This window comes from Streptomyces sp. 5K101, assembly GCF_046506645.1.
Taxonomy (GTDB): domain Bacteria; phylum Actinomycetota; class Actinomycetes; order Streptomycetales; family Streptomycetaceae; genus Streptomyces.
Window position 1 is genome coordinate 50,812 of record NZ_JBKFFO010000010.1, and the last position, 18,518, is coordinate 69,329.

17 protein-coding genes are annotated in these 18,518 nt (G+C 71.6%); 11 read left to right on the forward strand and 6 right to left on the reverse strand.

The annotated features are described in order from the left end of the window. Window positions 1–8: 8 nt before the first annotated feature. The gene (gene rarD / locus ACLB9X_RS20090; RefSeq protein WP_410361767.1) at window positions 9–1,004 is read right to left on the reverse strand and encodes an EamA family transporter RarD; all 996 of its coding nucleotides are present in this window, start codon (window positions 1,002–1,004) and stop codon (window positions 9–11) included. A 151-nt stretch (window positions 1,005–1,155) separates the two neighbouring features. Beyond that, window positions 1,156–2,016 (reverse strand): SDR family oxidoreductase, encoded by an 861-nt coding sequence (locus ACLB9X_RS20095; RefSeq protein ID WP_410361768.1) that lies wholly within the window; start codon window positions 2,014–2,016, stop codon window positions 1,156–1,158. A 109-nt stretch (window positions 2,017–2,125) separates the two neighbouring features. On the opposite strand from ACLB9X_RS20095, the gene ACLB9X_RS20100 reads away from it, so the two are divergent. Then, window positions 2,126–2,527, forward strand: coding sequence for a winged helix-turn-helix transcriptional regulator (locus ACLB9X_RS20100; RefSeq protein WP_410361769.1), 402 nt, complete (start codon window positions 2,126–2,128; stop codon window positions 2,525–2,527). 81 nt (window positions 2,528–2,608) lie between these two features. On the opposite strand, the gene ACLB9X_RS20105 is transcribed toward ACLB9X_RS20100, so the two are convergent. From ACLB9X_RS20105 to ACLB9X_RS20120, 4 genes are all read right to left on the reverse strand, one after another. Next, window positions 2,609–3,658: a 2-oxoacid:ferredoxin oxidoreductase subunit beta gene (locus ACLB9X_RS20105; RefSeq protein ID WP_410361770.1), complete on the reverse strand. Its 1,050-nt coding sequence runs from the start codon at window positions 3,656–3,658 to the stop codon at window positions 2,609–2,611. Beyond that, window positions 3,651–5,594, reverse strand: coding sequence for a 2-oxoacid:acceptor oxidoreductase subunit alpha (locus tag ACLB9X_RS20110; protein WP_410361771.1), 1,944 nt, complete (start codon window positions 5,592–5,594; stop codon window positions 3,651–3,653). Before ACLB9X_RS20110 ends, ACLB9X_RS20105 begins: the two co-directional genes overlap by 8 nt. Window positions 5,595–5,844: 250 nt before the next feature. Then, the gene (locus ACLB9X_RS20115) at window positions 5,845–6,504 is read right to left on the reverse strand and encodes a response regulator transcription factor (RefSeq protein WP_410361963.1); all 660 of its coding nucleotides are present in this window, start codon (window positions 6,502–6,504) and stop codon (window positions 5,845–5,847) included. Window positions 6,505–6,868: 364 nt separating this feature from the next. Next, the gene (locus ACLB9X_RS20120) at window positions 6,869–8,029 is read right to left on the reverse strand and encodes a sensor histidine kinase (RefSeq protein ID WP_410361772.1); all 1,161 of its coding nucleotides are present in this window, start codon (window positions 8,027–8,029) and stop codon (window positions 6,869–6,871) included. 214 nt (window positions 8,030–8,243) lie between these two features. On the opposite strand from ACLB9X_RS20120, the gene ACLB9X_RS20125 reads away from it, so the two are divergent. From ACLB9X_RS20125 to ACLB9X_RS20170, 10 genes are read left to right on the forward strand one after another with little or no spacing between them, the layout of a single operon-like run. After that, on the forward strand, window positions 8,244–8,642 hold the full coding sequence (locus ACLB9X_RS20125) for an NADH-quinone oxidoreductase subunit A (protein WP_410361773.1): 399 nt from the start codon (window positions 8,244–8,246) through the stop codon (window positions 8,640–8,642). Further along, window positions 8,633–9,250 (forward strand): NADH-quinone oxidoreductase subunit B, encoded by a 618-nt coding sequence (locus ACLB9X_RS20130; RefSeq protein ID WP_410361774.1) that lies wholly within the window; start codon window positions 8,633–8,635, stop codon window positions 9,248–9,250. Before ACLB9X_RS20125 ends, ACLB9X_RS20130 begins: the two co-directional genes overlap by 10 nt. Continuing rightward, entirely contained in the window at window positions 9,247–10,590 is a 1,344-nt protein-coding gene (locus ACLB9X_RS20135) for an NADH-quinone oxidoreductase subunit C (RefSeq protein WP_410361775.1), read from the forward strand. The genes ACLB9X_RS20130 and ACLB9X_RS20135 overlap by 4 nt, the downstream gene beginning before the upstream one ends. Further along, window positions 10,587–11,555, forward strand: coding sequence for a complex I subunit 1/NuoH family protein (locus tag ACLB9X_RS20140; protein WP_410361776.1), 969 nt, complete (start codon window positions 10,587–10,589; stop codon window positions 11,553–11,555). The genes ACLB9X_RS20135 and ACLB9X_RS20140 overlap by 4 nt, the downstream gene beginning before the upstream one ends. Next, window positions 11,555–12,235: a NuoI/complex I 23 kDa subunit family protein gene (locus ACLB9X_RS20145; RefSeq protein ID WP_410361777.1), complete on the forward strand. Its 681-nt coding sequence runs from the start codon at window positions 11,555–11,557 to the stop codon at window positions 12,233–12,235. Before ACLB9X_RS20140 ends, ACLB9X_RS20145 begins: the two co-directional genes overlap by 1 nt. Next, a complete protein-coding gene (locus tag ACLB9X_RS20150; protein ID WP_410361778.1) occupies window positions 12,232–12,867 on the forward strand; it encodes an NADH-quinone oxidoreductase subunit J in 636 nt (211 codons plus the stop codon). The genes ACLB9X_RS20145 and ACLB9X_RS20150 overlap by 4 nt, the downstream gene beginning before the upstream one ends. Continuing rightward, window positions 12,867–13,253: an NADH-quinone oxidoreductase subunit NuoK gene (nuoK, locus tag ACLB9X_RS20155; RefSeq protein ID WP_410361779.1), complete on the forward strand. Its 387-nt coding sequence runs from the start codon at window positions 12,867–12,869 to the stop codon at window positions 13,251–13,253. Before ACLB9X_RS20150 ends, nuoK begins: the two co-directional genes overlap by 1 nt. Further along, window positions 13,250–15,250 (forward strand): NADH-quinone oxidoreductase subunit L, encoded by a 2,001-nt coding sequence (locus ACLB9X_RS20160; RefSeq protein ID WP_410361780.1) that lies wholly within the window; start codon window positions 13,250–13,252, stop codon window positions 15,248–15,250. The genes nuoK and ACLB9X_RS20160 overlap by 4 nt, the downstream gene beginning before the upstream one ends. Window positions 15,251–15,253: 3 nt before the next feature. Next, window positions 15,254–16,855 carry a NuoM family protein gene (locus ACLB9X_RS20165; protein ID WP_410361781.1) on the forward strand — a complete coding sequence of 534 codons (1,602 nt, stop codon included), beginning with the start codon at window positions 15,254–15,256 and terminating at the stop codon, window positions 16,853–16,855. Next, window positions 16,852–18,378 (forward strand): NADH-quinone oxidoreductase subunit N, encoded by a 1,527-nt coding sequence (locus ACLB9X_RS20170; protein ID WP_410361782.1) that lies wholly within the window; start codon window positions 16,852–16,854, stop codon window positions 18,376–18,378. The genes ACLB9X_RS20165 and ACLB9X_RS20170 overlap by 4 nt, the downstream gene beginning before the upstream one ends. Window positions 18,379–18,518: the final 140 nt, after the last annotated feature.

Sequence of the window (18,518 nt, forward strand, 5' to 3'; positions counted from 1 at the left end):
GGCGTGGGTCAGGCGGTGCGGTCCGGGCGGGCCGCGGCCGGGGGCTCCGGCAGCGGGGCCGGGGCGGGCGGCGCCGGCCTCAGGGCGGCGTCCGCCGCGAGCCGCAGCGCCTGTGCCTTGCCCCGGCGGGCCGTCCGCAGCGCGTCCCACGTCAGGCACGTCAGCGCCAGCCACACCAGGGCGAACCCGGCCCACCGCTCGGCGGGCATCGCCTCGTGGAAGTACAGGACCCCCAGCAGGAACTGGAACACCGGCGCCAGGTACTGCAGCAGCCCCAGCGTCGACAGCGGCACCCGGATGGCCGCGGCGCCGAAGCAGACCAGCGGCGCGGCCGTCACCACACCCGTCGCGGCGAGCAGGGCCGCATGGCCGACGCCGTGGAAGCCGAAGGTCGACGAGCCGTTCGCGCCCAGCCAGAGCAGGAAGCCGAGCGCCGGCAGGAACTGGATCGCCGTCTCGGCCGCCAGCGACTCCAGGCCGCCGATGTTGACCTTCTTCTTCACCAGCCCGTACGTGGCGAACGAGAACGCGAGCGTCAGCGAGATCCACGGCGGCCTGCCGTAGCCGATCGCCAGGACCAGCACCGCGCCGAAGCCGATGCCCACGGCGGCCCACTGTGCGGGCCTCAGGCGCTCCTTCAGCAGCAGGACGCCCATGGCGATGGTGACCAGAGGATTGATGAAGTAGCCCAGCGACGCCTCGACGACATGGCCGGAGTTCACGGCCCAGATGTAGACGCCCCAGTTGACGGTGATGACCGTGGCGGCGACGGATATCAGGCCCAGCTTGCGCGGCTGCCGCACGAGTTCACGGACCCAGCCCCACTGCTTCAGCGCGAGCAGCGCGACCGCCACGATCGCCAGCGACCACACCATCCGGTGGGCGAGGATCTCCGTCGCCCCGGACGGCTTGAGCAGCGGCCAGAAAAGGGGGACCAGGCCCCACATCCCGTAGGCGCCGATCCCGTACAGCAGCCCTGCCCGCTGTTCGTTCTCCGACTTCACTGACCCTCCTGCCCTGCGCGCGCGTTCCCTGACGAAGGTACGCGCGCGAGGGCGCGATGTCATGTCCGTATCGCCATACGGTCATGACGGATCATCGTCGCCCGGCCCGGAGCGGCGGCTCGCGAGGGGAGTGGCGCGAGGGGGAGTGGGCTCAGGCGGTGGCCAGCGCCGCCGCCACCGTCTCGGCGAGCGGCGTGGTGGGCCGCCCGGCCAGCCGCGCCAGATCGCCGGTGGTACGCGCCAGCAGCCCGCGTCCGATGGCCCCGTCGACGTCGACGAGGATGCGGGCGAACGGCTCCGGAACGCCCGCCCCGGTGAGGATGCCGAGGTGCGTCTCGGCCGGGACCTCGGTGTACGTGATGGTCCGCCCGGTCTGCCGCGACAGCTCGGCGGCGTACTCGGCGAGGGACCACGCGGTGTCGCCGCTCAGCTCGTAGGCCGCGCCCAGGTGGCCCTCGCCCGTCAGCACGGCGGCCGCGGCGGCCGCGTAGTCGGCGCGGGTGGCCGAGGCGATCCGGCCGTCGCCCGCGCTCCCCACGACGGTGCCGTGCTCCAGGACCGGGCCGAGGTTGCCCGTGTAGTTCTCGGTGTACCAGCCGTTGCGCAGGAAGGTGTACGGCAGCCCGGAGTCGAGGATCAGCTGCTCGGTCGCCTTGTGCTCGGCCGCCAGGTCGAAGTCAGCGTCCGGCCCGCCCAGTACGCCGGTGTACGCGAGCTGCGCGACGCCCGCGGCCTTCGCCGCCTCGATCACGGCGGTGTGCTGCGCCACGCGGCGGCCGACCTCGCTGCCGGAGATCAGCAGCACGCGGTCGCCCGCGCGGAAGGCGCCGGCGAGGGTGGCCGGCTCGCTGTAGTCGGCGATCCGCAGCTCGACGCCGCACGCCGCCAGGTCCGCCGCCTTCTCCTTGTCGCGGACCACCGCGGCGATCCGGTCGGCCGGGACGGCGGCGAGCAGCTCGTCGACGACGACGCGGCCGAGGGCTCCGGTGGCTCCGGTGACAACGATGCTCATGGGGGCATTTCTCCGTTTCGCATGCTTCATGTGCGTTATTCGCTTCGCGAGCCACCCTACGGAGAGCACTAACGATACGAAAGTACCCACTTTCACGTAAGGTACTGGCATGGCCGTAAGCAGGAACGGGGCCGCCGCCCCCGACGTGAACCGCGAGATGTGCCCGTCCCGGCTGATCCTGGAGCACGTGACCAGCCGCTGGGGCGTGCTGGTGCTCGCCGCTCTGCTGGAACGCTCGTACCGCTTCAGCGAGCTGCGCCGGCACGTCGGCGGCGTCAGCGAGAAGATGCTGGCCCAGACCCTCCAGACGCTGGAGCGGGACGGTTTCGTGCACCGCGACGCCAAGCCCGTCATCCCGCCGCGCGTCGACTACTCGCTCACCGAGCTGGGCGCCGAGGCCGCCCGGCAGGTGTGGGACCTCGCCCGCTGGACGGAGCGGCGCGTGGCCGACGTGCAGGCGGCCCGCGCCGCGTACGACGACGGAAAAGCCCGCGCGGCGGACACCGTCTGACCGGGTCCCGTCACCCCCACCGGTACGCACGCGCAAGGGCCGGGAGCGAGGCTCCCGGCCCTTGCGTCCGTGAGGCGAGCGTCAGCCGACGACCGTCCAGGTGTCGTTGCCCGCGAGCAGCGCGGCGAGATCACCCTTGCCGTTCTGCTCCACGGCCGTCTCGAGCTGGTCGGCCATGAGCGTGTCGTAGACCGGCCGCTCCACGCTGCGCAGGACGCCGATGGGCGTGTGGTGCAGCGTGTCGTTGTCGGCGAGCCGGGACAGCGCGAAGGCCGTGGTGGGACTCGGGTTGTGGGCGTCGTGGACGAGGACCCTGGACTCGTTCTCCGCCGTCACCTGTACCACCGCGAGGTCACCGGTCCGCTCGTCGCGGACCACGCCCTTGGCGAGCTCGGGGCCGAACCGGATCGGCTTGCCGTGCTCCAGCCGGATCACGGCGTCCTCCGCCTGCTGCTTGTCCTTGAGGATCTCGAAGGCGCCGTCGTTGAAGATGTTGCAGTTCTGGTAGATCTCCACCAGCGCGGTGCCCTGGTGGTCGGCGGCCGCCCGCAGCACCTCGGTGAGGTGCTTGCGGTCGGAGTCGACGGAGCGCGCGACGAACGACGCCTCGGCCCCCAGTGCCAGCGAGACGGGGTTGAACGGGGCGTCCAGCGACCCCATGGGCGTCGACTTGGTGATCTTGCCGAGCTCGGAGGTCGGGCTGTACTGGCCCTTGGTGAGACCGTAGATCCGGTTGTTGAACAGCAGGATCTTGAGGTTCACGTTGCGGCGCAGGGCGTGGATCAGGTGGTTGCCGCCGATGGACAGCGCGTCGCCGTCCCCGGTGACGACCCAGACCGACAGGTCGCGGCGGGAGGAGGCGAGGCCGGTCGCGATGGCGGGGGCGCGGCCGTGGATGGAGTGCATCCCGTAGGTGTTCATGTAGTACGGGAAGCGCGAGGAGCAGCCGATGCCGGAGACGAAGACGATGTTCTCCTTCGCCAGGCCGAGCTCGGGCATGAAGCCCTGCACGGCGGCAAGGATCGCGTAGTCACCGCAACCGGGGCACCAGCGCACTTCCTGATCGGACTTGAAGTCCTTCATGGACTGCTTGGCCTCGGCCTTGGGCACCAGCGAGAGCGCCTCAGTCATTGATGGCCTCCTTGAGAGCTTCTGCGAGCTTCTCCGCCTTGAACGGCATCCCGTTCACCTGGGTGTGGCTCTGCGCGTCGACCAGGTACTTCGCCCGGATCAGGGTGGCGAGCTGGCCGAGGTTCATCTCCGGTACCACTACCTTCTGGTAACGCCCGAGGACGTCCCCGAGATTCCCCGGGAAGGGGTTCAGGTGGCGCAGATGGGCCTGCGCGATGGGCAGCCCCGCGGCCCGCAGGCGGCGTACGGCGGCCGTGATCGGGCCGTACGTCGATCCCCAGCCGAGCACCAGGGTCCGCGCGCCGTCCGGGTCGTCGACGTCGACGTCCGGCACCTCGATGCCGTCGATCTTGGCCTGCCGGGTGCGGACCATGAAGTCGTGGTTGGCCGGGTCGTACGAGATGTTGCCGCTGCCGTCCTGCTTCTCGATGCCGCCGATGCGGTGTTCCAGGCCGGGCGTGCCGGGCAGCGCCCAGGGGCGGGCGAGCGTCTGCGGGTCGCGCTTGTAGGGCCAGAACATCTCGGTGCCGTCGTCCAGCGTGTGGTTCGGCCCGGTGGCGAACTGGACGCGCAGGTCGGGCAGCTCGTCGAGATCGGGGATCCGCCAGGGCTCGGAGCCGTTGGCGAGGTACCCGTCGGACAGCAGGAAGACCGGCGTCCGGTACGTCAGCGCGATCCGGGCGGCCTCGATGGCCGCATCGAAGCAGTCGGCCGGGGTGCGGGGGGCGACGACCGGCACCGGAGCCTCGCCGTTGCGCCCGTACATGGCCTGCAGCAGGTCCGCCTGCTCGGTCTTGGTCGGCAGACCGGTCGAGGGGCCGCCGCGCTGGATGTCCACCACCAGCAGCGGCAGCTCCAGCGACACGGCGAGCCCGATGGTCTCCGACTTCAGCGCCACACCGGGACCGGAGGTCGTGGTCACCGCCAGGGAGCCGCCGAACGCCGCGCCCAGCGCCGCGCCGATCCCGGCGATCTCGTCCTCGGCCTGGAAGGTGCGCACGCCGAAGTTCTTGTGCTTGGACAGCTCGTGCAGGATGTCCGAGGCCGGCGTGATCGGGTACGAGCCCAGGTACAGCGGGAGATCCGCCTGCTTGCTCGCGACGACCAGGCCGTAGGACAGGGCGAGGTTGCCGGAGATGTTGCGGTACGTGCCCGTGGGGAAAGCGCTGGTGGCCGGGGCGACCTCGTAGGAGACCGCGAAGTCCTCGGTCGTCTCGCCGAAGTTCCAGCCGGCGCGGAAGGCGGCGATGTTCGCCTCGGCGATGGCCGGCTTCTTCGCGAACTTCGTCCGGAGGAAGGACTCCGTGCCCTCGGTCGGCCGGTGGTACATCCAGCTGAGCAGCCCCAGCGCGAACATGTTCTTGCTGCGCTCGGCCTCCTTGCGGGAGAGCCCGAAGTCCTTGAGCGCCTCGATCGTCAGCGTCGTCAGCGGCACGGGATGGACGTGGTACGCGTCCAGCGAGCCGTCCTCCAGCGGGGAGGTGTCGTAGCCGACCTTGGCCATGGCGCGCTTGGCGAATTCGTCCGTGTTGACGATGATCTCGCCGCCGCGCGGCACGTCGTCGATGTTGGCCTTGAGTGCCGCCGGGTTCATCGCGACCAGCACGTTCGGCGCGTCGCCGGGCGTGAGGATGTCGTGGTCGGCGAAGTGCAGCTGGAAACTGGAGACACCCGGCAGGGTCCCCGCGGGGGCCCGGATCTCCGCGGGGAAGTTCGGCAGCGTGGAGAGGTCGTTGCCGAACGACGCCGTCTCCGAGGTGAACCTGTCACCCGTCAGCTGCATGCCGTCACCGGAGTCACCCGCGAAGCGGATGATCACCCGGTCCAGTCGGCGGATTTCCTTGTCGCCCGCGGGACCGCGCTGCTCGCCCACGACGGCCTCGTGGCCGCTGTTGGCGTCGGCCTGCTCGGCCGGGCTACTGACCTGGCTGGTCACTGAACTGGACCTCCCTCGAGGCGGTTCCTCGGGGCGGCCGGTCCACCGACCGTCCCACTGGCAACCCTACGACGGTGAGGGTGGCCTTCCCTGGACCGCTCATATGTCGGACGTCCCCATGAGACGTCGTGTCGCCTGCTTTGTCACGCTTCACCCGTCCCAGCATCCCCTTCCGTACCTCGCCCCCTCGTCATTCCGCACCCCTGGGCCCCGGGTGTCGGCCCGCCGCCGGGACGCGGCGGGCGGAAGATCAGGAATTCAGGTACGTCAGCACGGCCAGCACACGCCGGTGGTCCCCCTCGCTGGGGGAGAGGCCGAGCTTGAGGAAGATGTTGCCCACGTGCTTCTCCACCGCACCGTCGCCCACGACGAGCTGCTTGGCGATCGCCGAGTTCGTCCGGCCCTCGGCCATCAGGCCGAGAACCTCCCGTTCCCGGGGAGTGAGCCCGGCGAGGACGTCCTGCTTGCGGCTCCGGCCGAGCAGCTGCGCCACGACCTCCGGGTCCAGCGCGGTGCCGCCACGGGCCACTCGCACGACCGCGTCCACGAACTCTCGTACTTCGGCTACCCGGTCCTTGAGCAGATAGCCCACCCCGCGGGTGCTGCCCGCGAGCAGCTCGGTCGCGTACTGCTCCTCCACGTACTGGGACAGCACGAGCACGCCGACCGCGGGGTGCTCGCGGCGCAGCTGCACCGCGGCCCGGACGCCCTCGTCCGTATGGGTGGGCGGCATCCGTACGTCGGCGACCACGACGTCCGGCAGGGCGTCCTGGTCCGCCAGCTCGGCCACGGTCTTGATCAGCGCCTGCGCGTCGCCCACGCCCGCCACGACGTCGTGTCCGCGGTCGGTCAGCAGCCGGGTCAGTCCCTCCCTGAGCAGTACCGAATCCTCGGCGATGACCACCCGCACCCTGTCCTCCACAGCCTCGCGCCCCCCTGTGCGATGAACCTTCCGCGTCGCCTGCGCCGCCCAGCATTCCAGCTTCGTCTCGAGATCGGGTCCAGCTGCTGGTATTGGCGGGATGCCGCGGGCCGCACGGCGGCCCTGCGCCGCAGGACGGAGCCCGCGGGGTCGTTCCGGCCGCTGCCCGGGGGGACGCAGAGACGGGCGACGGGGTTGAGAGGGCAGGGGGGATGTCCCGGCGACGGGTGGGGCTTCGGCGGCGTCGCCGACGGAGGTGGGGCCAGGCGACTCCTGTGCGTCGGGGGCGGACGGTGGGCAGGGCGGGCTCCTGCGCGTCTGGGGCGGGACCGGTGAGCCAGGACCGGCGGGATCAGCCGCGCCAGGGCAGTTCCGCCGTGACGGTGGTCGGGCCGCCCGCCGGCGAGTCGACGGCCAGGATGCCGTCGACCGCCCCCAGCCGTTCCGCGAGCCCGGCCAGACCGCTGCCCGCCGCCGGGTCCGCGCCACCCCTGCCGTCGTCCCTGACCAGGAGCATCAGCCGGTCCTGCGAACGCCAGACGTCGACCGAGGCGCGGCTGGCCCGCGCGTGCTTGGCGACGTTCTGCAGGAGCTCCGAGACCGTGAAGTACGCGATGCCCTCGATCGCCGCGGCCGGCCGGCGGTCCAGGTCGACCTCCACCGTCACCGGTACCGCGCAGCGCGAGGCGACCGCGGACAGCGCGGCGTCCAGGCCGCGGTCGGTGAGCACGGCCGGGTGGATGCCACGGGCGAGGTCCCGCAGCTCCTGGAGCGCCAGCTTCACCTCGCCGTGCGCCTCGTCGACCATCCGGGCCGCTGCCTGCGGATCCTCGGCCAGTTTCTCCTTGGCGAGGCCGAGTCCCATCGCGAGCGCGACGAGCCGGGCCTGCGCGCCGTCGTGGAGATCGCGCTCGATACGGCGCAGATCGGCCGCGGCCGTGTCGACGACCACGCCCCGGTCGGACTCCAGCTTCGCGATGCGCCGCTCCAGTTCGTCCGACGGCGACAGCAGGCCGCGCACCATCGCACGGTCCGCACCCGCCATGGCGTGCGCCAGGAACGGCAGCACCGGCCACAGCACGATCAGCCCCACCAGCGTGACGGTGAACGTCACCACACCCCACGGCAGCCGGACGAACGAGTACAGCACCGTCCGCCACGCCACCGGGTCCTTCAGCCGCGACCAGACCCACAGGACCGGGCCGCCGTCCCGGGGACGGCCGAGCGGGCTGGGCTCGTCGACCTCCACACCGAGCAGCGCGCGTGCCCTCGCCCGCTCCCCCCGCCCGATCCCGCGGGCGCCCGCGAGCGCGAGGGCCAGCAGGGGAAGGCCGACCACGGTGACCGACAGGCCCACGCCGACGACCACGGTGACCACGACGTAGACGAAGGCGAGCAGCGAGAGGGGGAAGTCGGCCAGCAGGTGCGCGACCTTTTTCCAGGTGCGCCGGTCGAAGGCGAGGCGCACGGGCGGCGGTCCTCCGTTGTCCGAGGTGGCGTTGCTCGCGGTCATGGGGGCCAGCCTGCCGGGCCGGGGAGTGCGGACGCCATGGGGTTCCTGGGTGGTATCAGGTGGGGACAACCCCACCTGATACCCGACGCGACTGCTTACGCTCCCTTTAGCAGGGCCTAGACTCCGGTGCGTAGGGACCGACGACGTCGAACAACGTCGAACAGGGCGCCGACGAGGTCACGAGGTCAACGAGGTCAGGGAGCGAGGGGCGGACGTGCCGGAAACGACCGTGGTCGTCACCGCGGCGGACTACTTCCAGAGCTACTCGGTCGTCGGACTGCTCGCGGTGATCGGCGTGCTGTTCGTCGCCGTGGCCTTCGGCGCCGGGCGGCTGCTGCGGCCGGCGGTGCCGACCCCGGAGAAGCTGCTCACCTACGAGTGCGGTGTCGACCCCGTCGGCGAGGGCTGGGCGCACACCCAGGTCCGCTACTACGTCTACGCCTTCCTGTACGTGATCTTCGCCGTCGACTCGATCTTCCTCTTCCCGTGGGCGACCGTCTTCGCCGCCGGGGGCTACGGCGCGACGACGCTCGTCGAAATGTTCATCTTCCTCGGCTTCCTGGCCGTGGGACTGCTCTACGCGTACAAGAAGGGCGTCCTGACATGGGCGTGACTCCCGTGGACCTTCCCGAGCCCCGGAGGCTCGGCGCACTGGCGCGCCTCGCCCCCGAGCCGATGAAGGTCGTCCTCAACTGGGGCCGCCGCTACAGCCTCTGGGTCTTCAACTTCGGGCTCGCCTGCTGCGCCATCGAGTTCATCGCGGCCTCCATGGCGCGGCACGACTTCATCCGCCTCGGCGTGATCCCCTTCGCGCCGGGACCGCGCCAGGCCGACCTGATGATCGTCTCCGGCACGGTGACGGACAAGATGGCCCCGGCCGTGAAGCGTCTGTACGAGCAGATGCCCGAGCCCAAGTACGTCATCTCCTTCGGTGCCTGCTCCAACTGCGGTGGCCCCTACTGGGACTCGTACTCCGTCACCAAGGGCGTCGACCAGATCATCCCCGTCGACGTCTACGTGCCCGGCTGCCCGCCGCGTCCGGAAGCGCTCCTCCAGGGCATCCTCAAGCTGCAGGAGAAGATCGCCCGCGAGTCGCTCGGCGAGCGCTACGAACGGGGCGGCGGCACCCGCCCGTCCACGGCGGCGCTGCGGAGCGGTCTCGTCAGCCCGCCGGAGACCCCGGGCGCTGTCCCCGCCGCCGGATCGGAGGGCGCGCGGTGAACTCGTACGACAGCCTCCCGGACGCCGTCACCGAGATCTTCGGCGCAGAGGCCACCGCCGAGCGCAGCTACGACCTGCTCACCGTCGACGTCCCCGCCGGTGCCTGGACGACTGCGCTGGAGACCGCCCGCGACAAGCTGGGCTGCACCTACTTCGACTGGCTGAGCGCGGTCGACGAACCGGGCATCGGCTTCCGCGTGTGCGCGCACGTCGTCTCGCTGGAGGGCCGCGCGGTGCGCCGGCTGCTCGTCCGCACCACCGTCCCGCACAGCGCCCCCTCGCTGCCGACCGCCGTCGACATCTACGCGGGCGCGAGCTGGCACGAGCGCGAGACGCACGAGATGTTCGGCGTCGACTTCACCGGGCATCCGCATCTCGATCCCCTGCTCCTTCCCGAGGGCTTCGAAGGACACCCGCTGCGCAAGGACTTCGTCCTGGCCGCCCGGGTGGCCAAGGCATGGCCGGGTGCCAAGGAGCCGGGGGAGTCGGAGCACGGCGGACCCAAGCGACGCCAGATGCTTCCGCCCGGCGTACCCGACCCGAACGAGTGGGGCCCGCTGAAGGGCCAGCTCCCGCCCGCCCCGGCCCGCCCGGCCCGCACCCCGCGTGCGGCCGCGGCTCCGGGTGCGACGCCCGACCGCCCCCCGCGCCGCACCCGCACCGCGAGCGAGGGTTCGGCGTCGCAGGCTGCTGCTGCGGCGGCGCCGGCGGGGAATGCGGCCGAGGCTCGTCCGGCTCGGCGTATGCGCAGCGCGAGTGAGGGTTCGGCGTCGCAGGCGGCGGCGCCTGAGGCGGGCGAGGCCCGTCCCGCCCGGCGCATGCGCAGCGCGGGTGAGGGTTCGGCGTCGCAGGCGGTGGCGCCTGAGACGGGCGAGGCTCGTCCGGCCCAGCGCTCCCGCAGCGCTGCCGAGGGCCCGGCCGGCCTGCGCCGGCCGGACGGCGGCGCCCAGGAACCGGCGGAGGCCCCGGCCGCTCCGCGCACCCGCAGCTCCGACGCCCCCTGGCACCACGCCCGCCCGGCCTTCGACGACGAGCAACCGCCCAAGCAGGCGCCCGGCTCGGTGCCCGAGGAGGTGCAGGCGCCCGCAGAAGCACCCGCCGCGATGCCCGACGCCGCGCCACGCGCCGAGCCCCAGCCCTCAGTGGAGCCGGAGGCCAGGCCCGCGCCCGCACCTGAGTCCGGGCCCGCGCCCGCAGCGGAGCCGGAGGCCGGTCCCGAGCCCGCACCCGAGGCCGGTCCCGAGCCCGTACATGAGTCCGAGCCCGCGCCCGCACCTGAGTCCGTGACCGAACCCGAGGCCGACGAGCCGAACCGACCTGCCGGAGGCGACCCCGCGTGAACGACGCTTCCGACGTCGCCTTCCGGCTCATCGTCGTCTTCGCCGTGTTCATGGTGCTCCCGCTGATCATCGGGCAGACCGAGCACAAGGTCATGGCCCACATGCAGGGACGCCTCGGCCCCATGTACGCCGGCGGCTTCCACGGCTGGGCCCAGCTCGTCGCCGACGGCGTGAAGTTCGCGCAGAAGGAGGACGTGGTCCCGGCGGACGCCGACCGCCGCATCTTCCAACTCGCGCCCGCCGTGGCCCTGCTGCCCTACCTCCTGGTCCTGATCGCCATCCCCATCGGGCCGAGTGAGAGCGCGGTCGGCCAGATCGTCGACGCGGGCATCTTCTTCGTACTCGCGGTCATGGGCGTCGGCGTGCTCGGATCGCTCATGGCGGGCTGGGCGTCGGCCAACAAGTTCTCCCTTCTCGGAGGTCTGCGCACCGCCGCTCAGCTGCTCGCGTACGAACTGCCGATGCTGCTCACCGCCGCGTCCGTCGCCATGGCGGCCGGAACCGTCTCGCTGCCCGGCATCCTGAACGCCTTCGAGTGGTGGTGGCTGCCCTGGCAGATCGTGGGCGCCGTCGTCTTCTTCGTCGCCGGACTCGCCGAACTGCAGCGTCCTCCCTTCGACATGCCGGTCGCCGACTCCGAGATCATCTTCGGTGCGTACACCGAGTACACCGGCCTCCGTTTCGCCCTGTTCCTGCTCGCCGAATACGCGGGCATCGTCGTCCTGTGCGGTCTGACCACCGTCCTCTTCCTCGGCGGCTGGCACGGTCCGTTCGATGCCGACGGGCTCGGCTGGGTGTGGACCCTCCTGAAAACCGCGCTGCTGGCCTTCCTCGTCATCTGGCTGCGCGTCAGCTACCCGCGGCTGCGCGAGGACCAGCTGCAGAAGCTCGCCTGGACAGCTCTCATCCCGCTCGCCCTCGCTCAGATCGCCCTCACCGGCATCGTCAAGGTGGTGATCCAGTAATGCCCCCGATCCCCGGCAGCGGCCTCGCCAAGGGCCTTGCCGTCACCCTGCGGACGATGACGAAGAAGCACGTCACCGCGCAGTACCCGGACGTCCTGCCCGACCTCCCGCCGCGCAGCCGCGGCGTGATCGGCCTGTTCGAGGAGAACTGCACGGTCTGCATGCTCTGCGCCCGTGAGTGCCCCGACTGGTGCATCTACATCGACTCGCACAAGGAGACCGTCCCCGCGGCCGCCCCTGGAGGCCGCGAGCGCAGCCGGAACGTCCTCGACCGGTTCGCCATCGACTTCTCGCTCTGCATGTACTGCGGTATCTGCATCGAGGTGTGTCCTTTCGACGCGCTGTTCTGGTCGCCCGAGTTCGAGTACGCCGAGACCGACATCCACGACCTCACGCACGAGCGCGACAAGCTCCGCGAGTGGATGTGGACGGTGCCCGCGCCGCCGGCGCTCGACCCGGGCGCCGAGGAGCCGAAGGAGATCGCGGCCGCCCGCAAGGCCGCCGAGAAGCTGGCGGCCGCCGAGGAGGCCGCAGCGGCCCAGCCCCAGCCCCAAGCCGGCCCCGAGCCGGGCCCCGGCACCGGCCCCGAGCCGGGCACCGGCCCTGGCCCTGGACCGGGCGCCCGCCCCGGCGTCGAGCCTGACCCCGGCACCGAGCCCGGACAGGGAGGCCCCGCATGACGCTCGCCGCCGCCGCGCCCCAGGGCTTCCTTTCGCCGACCGGTGTCGAGATCGCCTTCCTGCTCGTCGGTCTCGCCACGCTCGGCGCGGCCCTCGTCACCGTCACGACCAGGCAGCTGGTGCATGCCGCCCTCTGGCTGGTCGTGACGCTCGGCGGTCTCGCCGTCGAATACCTCCTGCTCACCGCCGAGTTCATCGCGTGGGTGCAGGTCCTGATCTACGTCGGCTCCGTGGTCGTCCTCCTTCTCTTCGGACTGATGCTCACCAAGGCCCCCATCGGCCGCTCTCCGGACGCCGATTCCGGCAACCGCTGGGTTGCCCTCCCGGTTGCGGCCGCCGCCGCGGCGGCCCTGGTGTGGGTCGTCGTGGACGCGTTCCGCACCACCTGGATCGACCTCGACGGACCCGTCCAGGGATCCACCAAGGTGTCCGGCGAGATCCTCTTCCGGCACTGGGTGCTGCCGTTCGAAGCACTCTCCGTCCTCCTGCTCGCCGCTCTCGTCGGCGCGATCGTGCTGTCCCGCCGGGACCCGGAACCGCCTGCCCCGCCCGGCCCCGTGCCGTCGGACCGGGCCGGCCGCACAGGCCGCGACGGCGCGGCCGACCGCACGGCCCGAGAGGGGAAGAGCTGATGCATCTCGCCTATCCCGCAGTGCTCGCCGTCCTCCTGTTCTGCGTGGGGCTGTACGGGGTCCTCGCACGCCGCAACGCGATCCTCGTCCTGATGTCCGTCGAGCTGATGCTCAACGCGGTCAACCTCAACCTGGTCGCCTTCGACGTGTGGCTGCGCGACACGCTCCACGCCGGCCAGGCACTCACCCTGTTCGTCATCGCCGTCGCCGCCGCCGAGATCGGGATCGGCCTGGCGATCGTGCTGATGGTCTACCGCAACCGCGGCAGCTCCGACGTCGACCGCCTCCGTGACACCGCCGAGCCGACGGGGCCGGACGACAGCGGCACACCCGACGACAGCGACACACCCGCAGACCGCGAGGAGAAGGCCGAGGCCACCGCGTGACCACGACGACCCTCGCCGTTCTCGTCCCCCTCCTTCCGTTCCTCGGTGCCGCCGCCGGACTCCTCCTCGGCCGCACCGCCCCCGGGTTCGTCCGCCCGCTGGCCGTCCTGCCCACGCTCGCCGCCACCGCTCTCGCCGTCTTCGTCGCCGTGCGCCAGGACGGCGGCCGGGCCCTCACCGCGGCGACCGAGCTCACGCCCACCGGCTCGGTCCCGATCGACCTGGCCCTGTACATCGACGGCTTCGCGGCGCTCGTCGCCGTCCTGGTCGGGATCGTCGCGTCCTGTGTGCAGATCTACTCGACGGCCTACCTCCGCGACGACCCGCGCTACCCCTCGTACGCGGCGCTCATCTCGCTGTTCACGTCCGCCATGCTGCTCGTCGTCTACTCCGGCGACCTCATGGTGCTGCTCGTGGGCTGGGAGATCATGGGCATCTGCTCGTACTTCCTCGTCGGCCACTACTGGGAGACGCCCGAGGCGCGTGCCGCCTCCCTCAAGGCGTTCCTGGTCACCAAGCTCGGTGATGTCCCCTTCCTGATCGGTCTGTTCGCGCTCGCCGCCGACGCGGGCACCTTCCGCATCAGCGGCGTCCTCGGCGCCGTCGCCGCCGACGCCGTCGACCACCCCACCCTGGTGGCACTCCTGCTCCTCGCGGGCGTGGCGGGCAAGTCGGCGCAGTTCCCGCTGCACACCTGGCTTCCCGACGCGATGGCGGGCCCCACGCCCGTCTCCGCGCTCATCCACGCCGCGACGATGGTCGCGGCCGGTGTCTACTTCGTGGCCCGGCTCCTTCCCGTCTTCGCCGCGTCCGCCGCGGCCATGACCGTCCTCGCCGCCATGGCGGCGATCACGATGGTCGGCTCGGCGCTCGCCGCGCTCGCCCAGGACGACATCAAGCGCGTCCTCGCCTACTCGACCATCGGCCAGCTCGGCTACATGTCGGGTGCGCTGGCCGTCGGCGACCGCGGTGCCGCCGTCTTCCACCTCCTGTCCCACGGTGCGTTCAAGGCACTGCTCTTCCTCGCCGCCGGCGTGATCATCCATGCCGCCGGCACGAACTCGCTCGCCGCCATGTCCCGGATGAGCGGCCTGCCCAAGCGCGTGCCCGACGCCTACTGGACGATGACCGTCGCGCTGCTCGCGCTCGCCGCGATCCCTCCCTTCGCCGGCTTCTTCTCCAAGGAAGCCGTCCTGGTCGCCGCCGAGCACACCGCGCTCGGCGATTCCGCCGTGGCCCCCAGCGGCGCCGGCTGGACCGTGCTGGTCGCCGGGCTGCTGACGGCCCTTCTCACCGCCGCGTACGCGATGCGGCTGTGGCTGCTCGCCTTCCACGGCCGCGGTGCCGAGGCCCCCGACCACGGCCGGGAGCCGGTCGCCATGACCACGGTGCTCTGGATCCTCGCGCTGCCGTCACTCGCCTTCGGCCTGACCTTCGACCAGCTGCCCGCCTGGTTCGACGGCCACGCCCTCACCCTCACTGTCACCACCGCCGTCCTCGGCACCGGCGTCGCCCTGGTCGGCGGACTGCTCACCTACGGTGCGTGGCGGCACGCCACGGCGGTCGCCGCACATCCCCCCATCGGCGCCGTGGCCGCGCACCCCGACGCCGAACCGGCTGTCTCCGAGGCCGAGGCGATCGCGGCGCACACCCCGGCCTACGGATCGATCGCGGCGGCCCCCGACCCGTCCGACCCCGCCCGCCTGCTGCTCGGCCCGCTCCATCGCCACGCCGCCGCGGGATTCCACGTCGACGCCGTCTACTCCGCGCTGTTCGTCCGCCCAGTGCGCGCCGCCGCACAGCTCGTCCGCTTCCTCGACCGCGAGGTCGTCGACACCTACGTCAGCGGATCGGGCACCGGAGCACGCCTGCTCGGCAGCGCCGTGCGCCGCGCGCAGACCGGCAACGTGCAGACCTACCTCGGTGTGCTGCTCGCGGGCTCCGTCGTCCTGGCCGTCGCCGCCGTCGTCCTGTCCAACGTCAACGCGGGGTCGTGAGCCGTGATCGATATCAGCGAGTCCGTGATGCAGTTCCTTCTCGCGTTCCTCGTCGTCGGCCCGCTCCTTGGCGCCGCCGCGGCGCTCCTGCCGGCCCCGCCCGGCCTGCGCGGCTCCGGACCGGACCAGGCGGTCCTGCGACACGGAGTGACCGTCACCGGCGCGGTCCTGGCCGCCACCGTGGTGCTGGCACTCGGCTTCGACCACGACCAGCCGTCGCGGATGCAGGCCACGACGGACATCAGCTGGATCCCGGCACTCGACGTGCGGATCCACCTCGGTGTCGACGGCATTTCGCTCCCCCTTCTCGTACTGACGGCGTTGCTGACCTTCCTCTGCGCGCTCCACGGCTACTTCAAGATGCCGGCCGGCCCCTCACCGAAGGCATTCGTCGCTCTGCTGCTCGTCCTCGAATCCGGCACTCTCGCGACCTTCGCGGTCCTCGACCTGGTGCTGTTCTTCCTGGCCTTCGAGATGGTGCTCATCCCGATGTACTTCCTCATCGCCCGCTGGGGCGGTGAAGGACGGCAGCCCGCCGCCTGGAAGTTCATCCTCTACACATTGCTCGGCTCGGTCGTCATGCTGCTCGGCCTCCTGCTCGTCGGGCTGAAGGCCGGCACATTCGACATGGTGGCACTCGCCACTGACAACGGCCGCGACCTCACCACATCCGTGCAGGTCATCGCCGCTTTGGCGATCGGGATCGGGCTCGCGGTCAAGACCCCGATGTGGCCTCTGCACAGCTGGCTGCCGGACGCGCACACCGCCGCACCGACCATCGGCTCGGTCCTGCTCGCCGGCGTCCTGCTCAAGATGGGGACGTACGGATTCGTCCGTATCGTCCTGCCGATCACGCCCGACGGCATGCAGACGTTCGCCCCGTACCTCGCGGCCTTCGCCGTCGCCGGCATCATCTACGGATCGCTCGCCTGTCTCGCCCTGGCGCGCAAGGGCACGGGCGGTGACCTGAAGCGGCTCATCGCCTACTCGTCCGTGGGCCACATGGGCTTCGTCCTCCTCGGCATCGCGAGCATGACGCCCACCGGCATCAACGGCGCGCTCTTCGCCAACATCGCCCACGGCCTCATCACCGGCCTCCTGTTCTTCCTGGTCGGCGCGGTGAAGGACCGCTACGGCACCGCCGATCTCGACACCCTCGCCGGAGCCACCGGTGCCGCGCTGTACGGACGCGCTCCCCGCCTCGGCGGTCTGCTCGCCTTCGCGGCCGTCGCGTCCCTCGGCCTTCCGGGCCTGGCCGGGTTCTGGGGGGAGATGCTCGCCCTGTTCGGCGCCTTCGACCCGGCCGACGGACTCAGCCGCCCCGCGTTCCTCGTCTTCATGGCGATCGCCGCCTTCGGCACGCTGCTGACCGCGGCGTACCTGCTGGTCGTCGTGCGCCGGGTGTGCATGGGAGCTCCCTCCCAGAGCATCGCGGGCCCGACGGACGGCCGGACGTTCGCCCCGCTCACCGATGTCCGCGGTTACGAGTTCGCCGCCTGGACTCCGCTCGTGGCCCTCACCGTCATCGCCGGACTGTGGCCCGCGGTCCTCCTCGGCCTCACCGACCCGGCAGTGCAGCAGCTCCTCGCAGGAGGCAAGTCGTGACCCTGGCAGCCGACAGCGTCCCCAGCCTGGTCCAGTCGGTCGACTGGCTCACGATCGCGCCGCCGACCATCACCGCCGTCGTCGGACTGATCGTCCTCGTCCTGGACCTCTTCGTCGAGGAGCGTCGCAAGCCGCTGCTCGGCGCCGTCGCCATCGCCGGCCTGGTCGCCGCGATGGTGACCCTGCTTCCGCTGCGAAGGGGCGACCGCTCGACGTTCTGCCTGACGAACGGCACGGACGCGTGCAGCTACACCGCCGACCACTTCACCCTGGCCATCCAGTTCCTCGTCCTCGGCGGCGCACTGCTGATGGCGGTGCTCTCGCTCACGGACACCCGCGAGGACCTCCCCGCCGGGGAGTTCTGGTTCCTGCTGCTCTCCTCGGCGGCCGGCGCCGCGCTGCTGCCCGCCTCCCGCGACCTCGCCACCCTCGTCATCGCCCTCGAAGTCGCGTCGCTGCCCGCCTTCGCCCTCGTGGGCCTCAGGCGCGGCGACCGGCTCTCCAGCGAAGCCGCCCTGAAGTTCTTCCTGTCCTCCGTGACCGCGACGGCCGTCACGCTGCTCGGCGTCAGCTTCGTCTACGCCGCGACCGGCACGCTGCACCTCACCCAGGTCGCCGCCGGCCTCGAGAACGTCCCCGGCCAGCTGGACACGCTCGCCAAGGCGGGCGTCGCCCTGACACTCGTCGGCTTCGCGTTCAAGACCGCCGCCGTTCCCTTCCACTTCTGGGTCCCCGACACCTATGTGGGCGCGCCCCTCCCGGTCGCCGGTTACCTCTCCGTCGTCGGCAAGGCCGTCGGATTCACCGGCCTCATCCTGGTGACGGTCGTCGCCTTCCCCGCCTACGCGGACATCTGGGGCCCCGCGCTCGCCGTCCTCGCCGCCCTGACCATGACCGCCGGCAATGTGGCGGCCCTGCGTCAGTCGGCCACGCGCGCGTGGAGCGCGGTACGGCTGCTGGCCTGGTCCTCCGTCGGACAGGCCGGTTACCTCCTGGTGCCGATCGCGGCCGCCGCGTACTCCAGTGACGACCAGATCGGCGCCACCGTCGCCTACGCCCTGATGTACGCCGTCGTGAACCTCGGGGCCTTCGCGGTCGCCGCGCTCGTCGCCCGGAACCACCCGCAGAACCGGATCGCGGACTACCGGGGCCTGTACACGGCCCGCCCCGCGGCCGCCCTGGCGATGGGCTTCTTCCTGCTGTGCCTGGCCGGACTGCCGCCGGGCATCATCGGCCTGTTCGCCAAGGTCACCGTGTTCTCGTCGGCCGTCGACGCGGGCCTGGGGTGGCTCGCCGTCGTCATGGGCGTCAATGTTGTGATCGCGCTGTACTACTACCTCCACTGGACGGCACTGCTGTTCCGCGCCCCCGCGGGAGCCGTGAGCGGCGCGGAGGCCGAGCCGGTGCGCCGGCGCACGCCCGCGCCCGTCACCGTGGCCATCGCGCTGACCGCGGTCGGCGGTGTCGTGCTCTCCGGCTACCCCCAGCTGGTGCTGCGCTTCGCCGCGGACACCCTGTTCTGACGTTCACCCGAACGGCCCACGCCCGTGGCCCGGAGCACAGGGGAACCAGCGTCCTTCGCCTGGCGTTGACCAGTACAGAAGGGTCCACTGGAGAGTGGAGCACCACGCGAAGGGTTCCCCTGCCGCACCGTTTGGAGGGC

Bases quoted from the DNA above. Each gene is read 5' to 3' on its own strand.
- ACLB9X_RS20095 (WP_410361768.1), bottom strand. From the start codon at position 2,016: ATGAGCATCGTTGTCACCGGAGCCACCGGAGCCCTCGGCCGCGTCGTC.
- ACLB9X_RS20100 (WP_410361769.1), top strand. From the start codon at position 2,126: ATGGCCGTAAGCAGGAACGGGGCCGCCGCCCCCGACGTGAACCGCGAG.
- ACLB9X_RS20105 (WP_410361770.1), bottom strand. From the start codon at position 3,658: ATGACTGAGGCGCTCTCGCTGGTGCCCAAGGCCGAGGCCAAGCAGTCC.
- ACLB9X_RS20120 (WP_410361772.1), bottom strand. From the start codon at position 8,029: ATGACCGCGAGCAACGCCACCTCGGACAACGGAGGACCGCCGCCCGTG.
- ACLB9X_RS20130 (WP_410361774.1), top strand. From the start codon at position 8,633: ATGGGCGTGACTCCCGTGGACCTTCCCGAGCCCCGGAGGCTCGGCGCA.
- ACLB9X_RS20145 (WP_410361777.1), top strand. From the start codon at position 11,555: ATGCCCCCGATCCCCGGCAGCGGCCTCGCCAAGGGCCTTGCCGTCACC.
- ACLB9X_RS20150 (WP_410361778.1), top strand. From the start codon at position 12,232: ATGACGCTCGCCGCCGCCGCGCCCCAGGGCTTCCTTTCGCCGACCGGT.
- nuoK (WP_410361779.1), top strand. From the start codon at position 12,867: ATGCATCTCGCCTATCCCGCAGTGCTCGCCGTCCTCCTGTTCTGCGTG.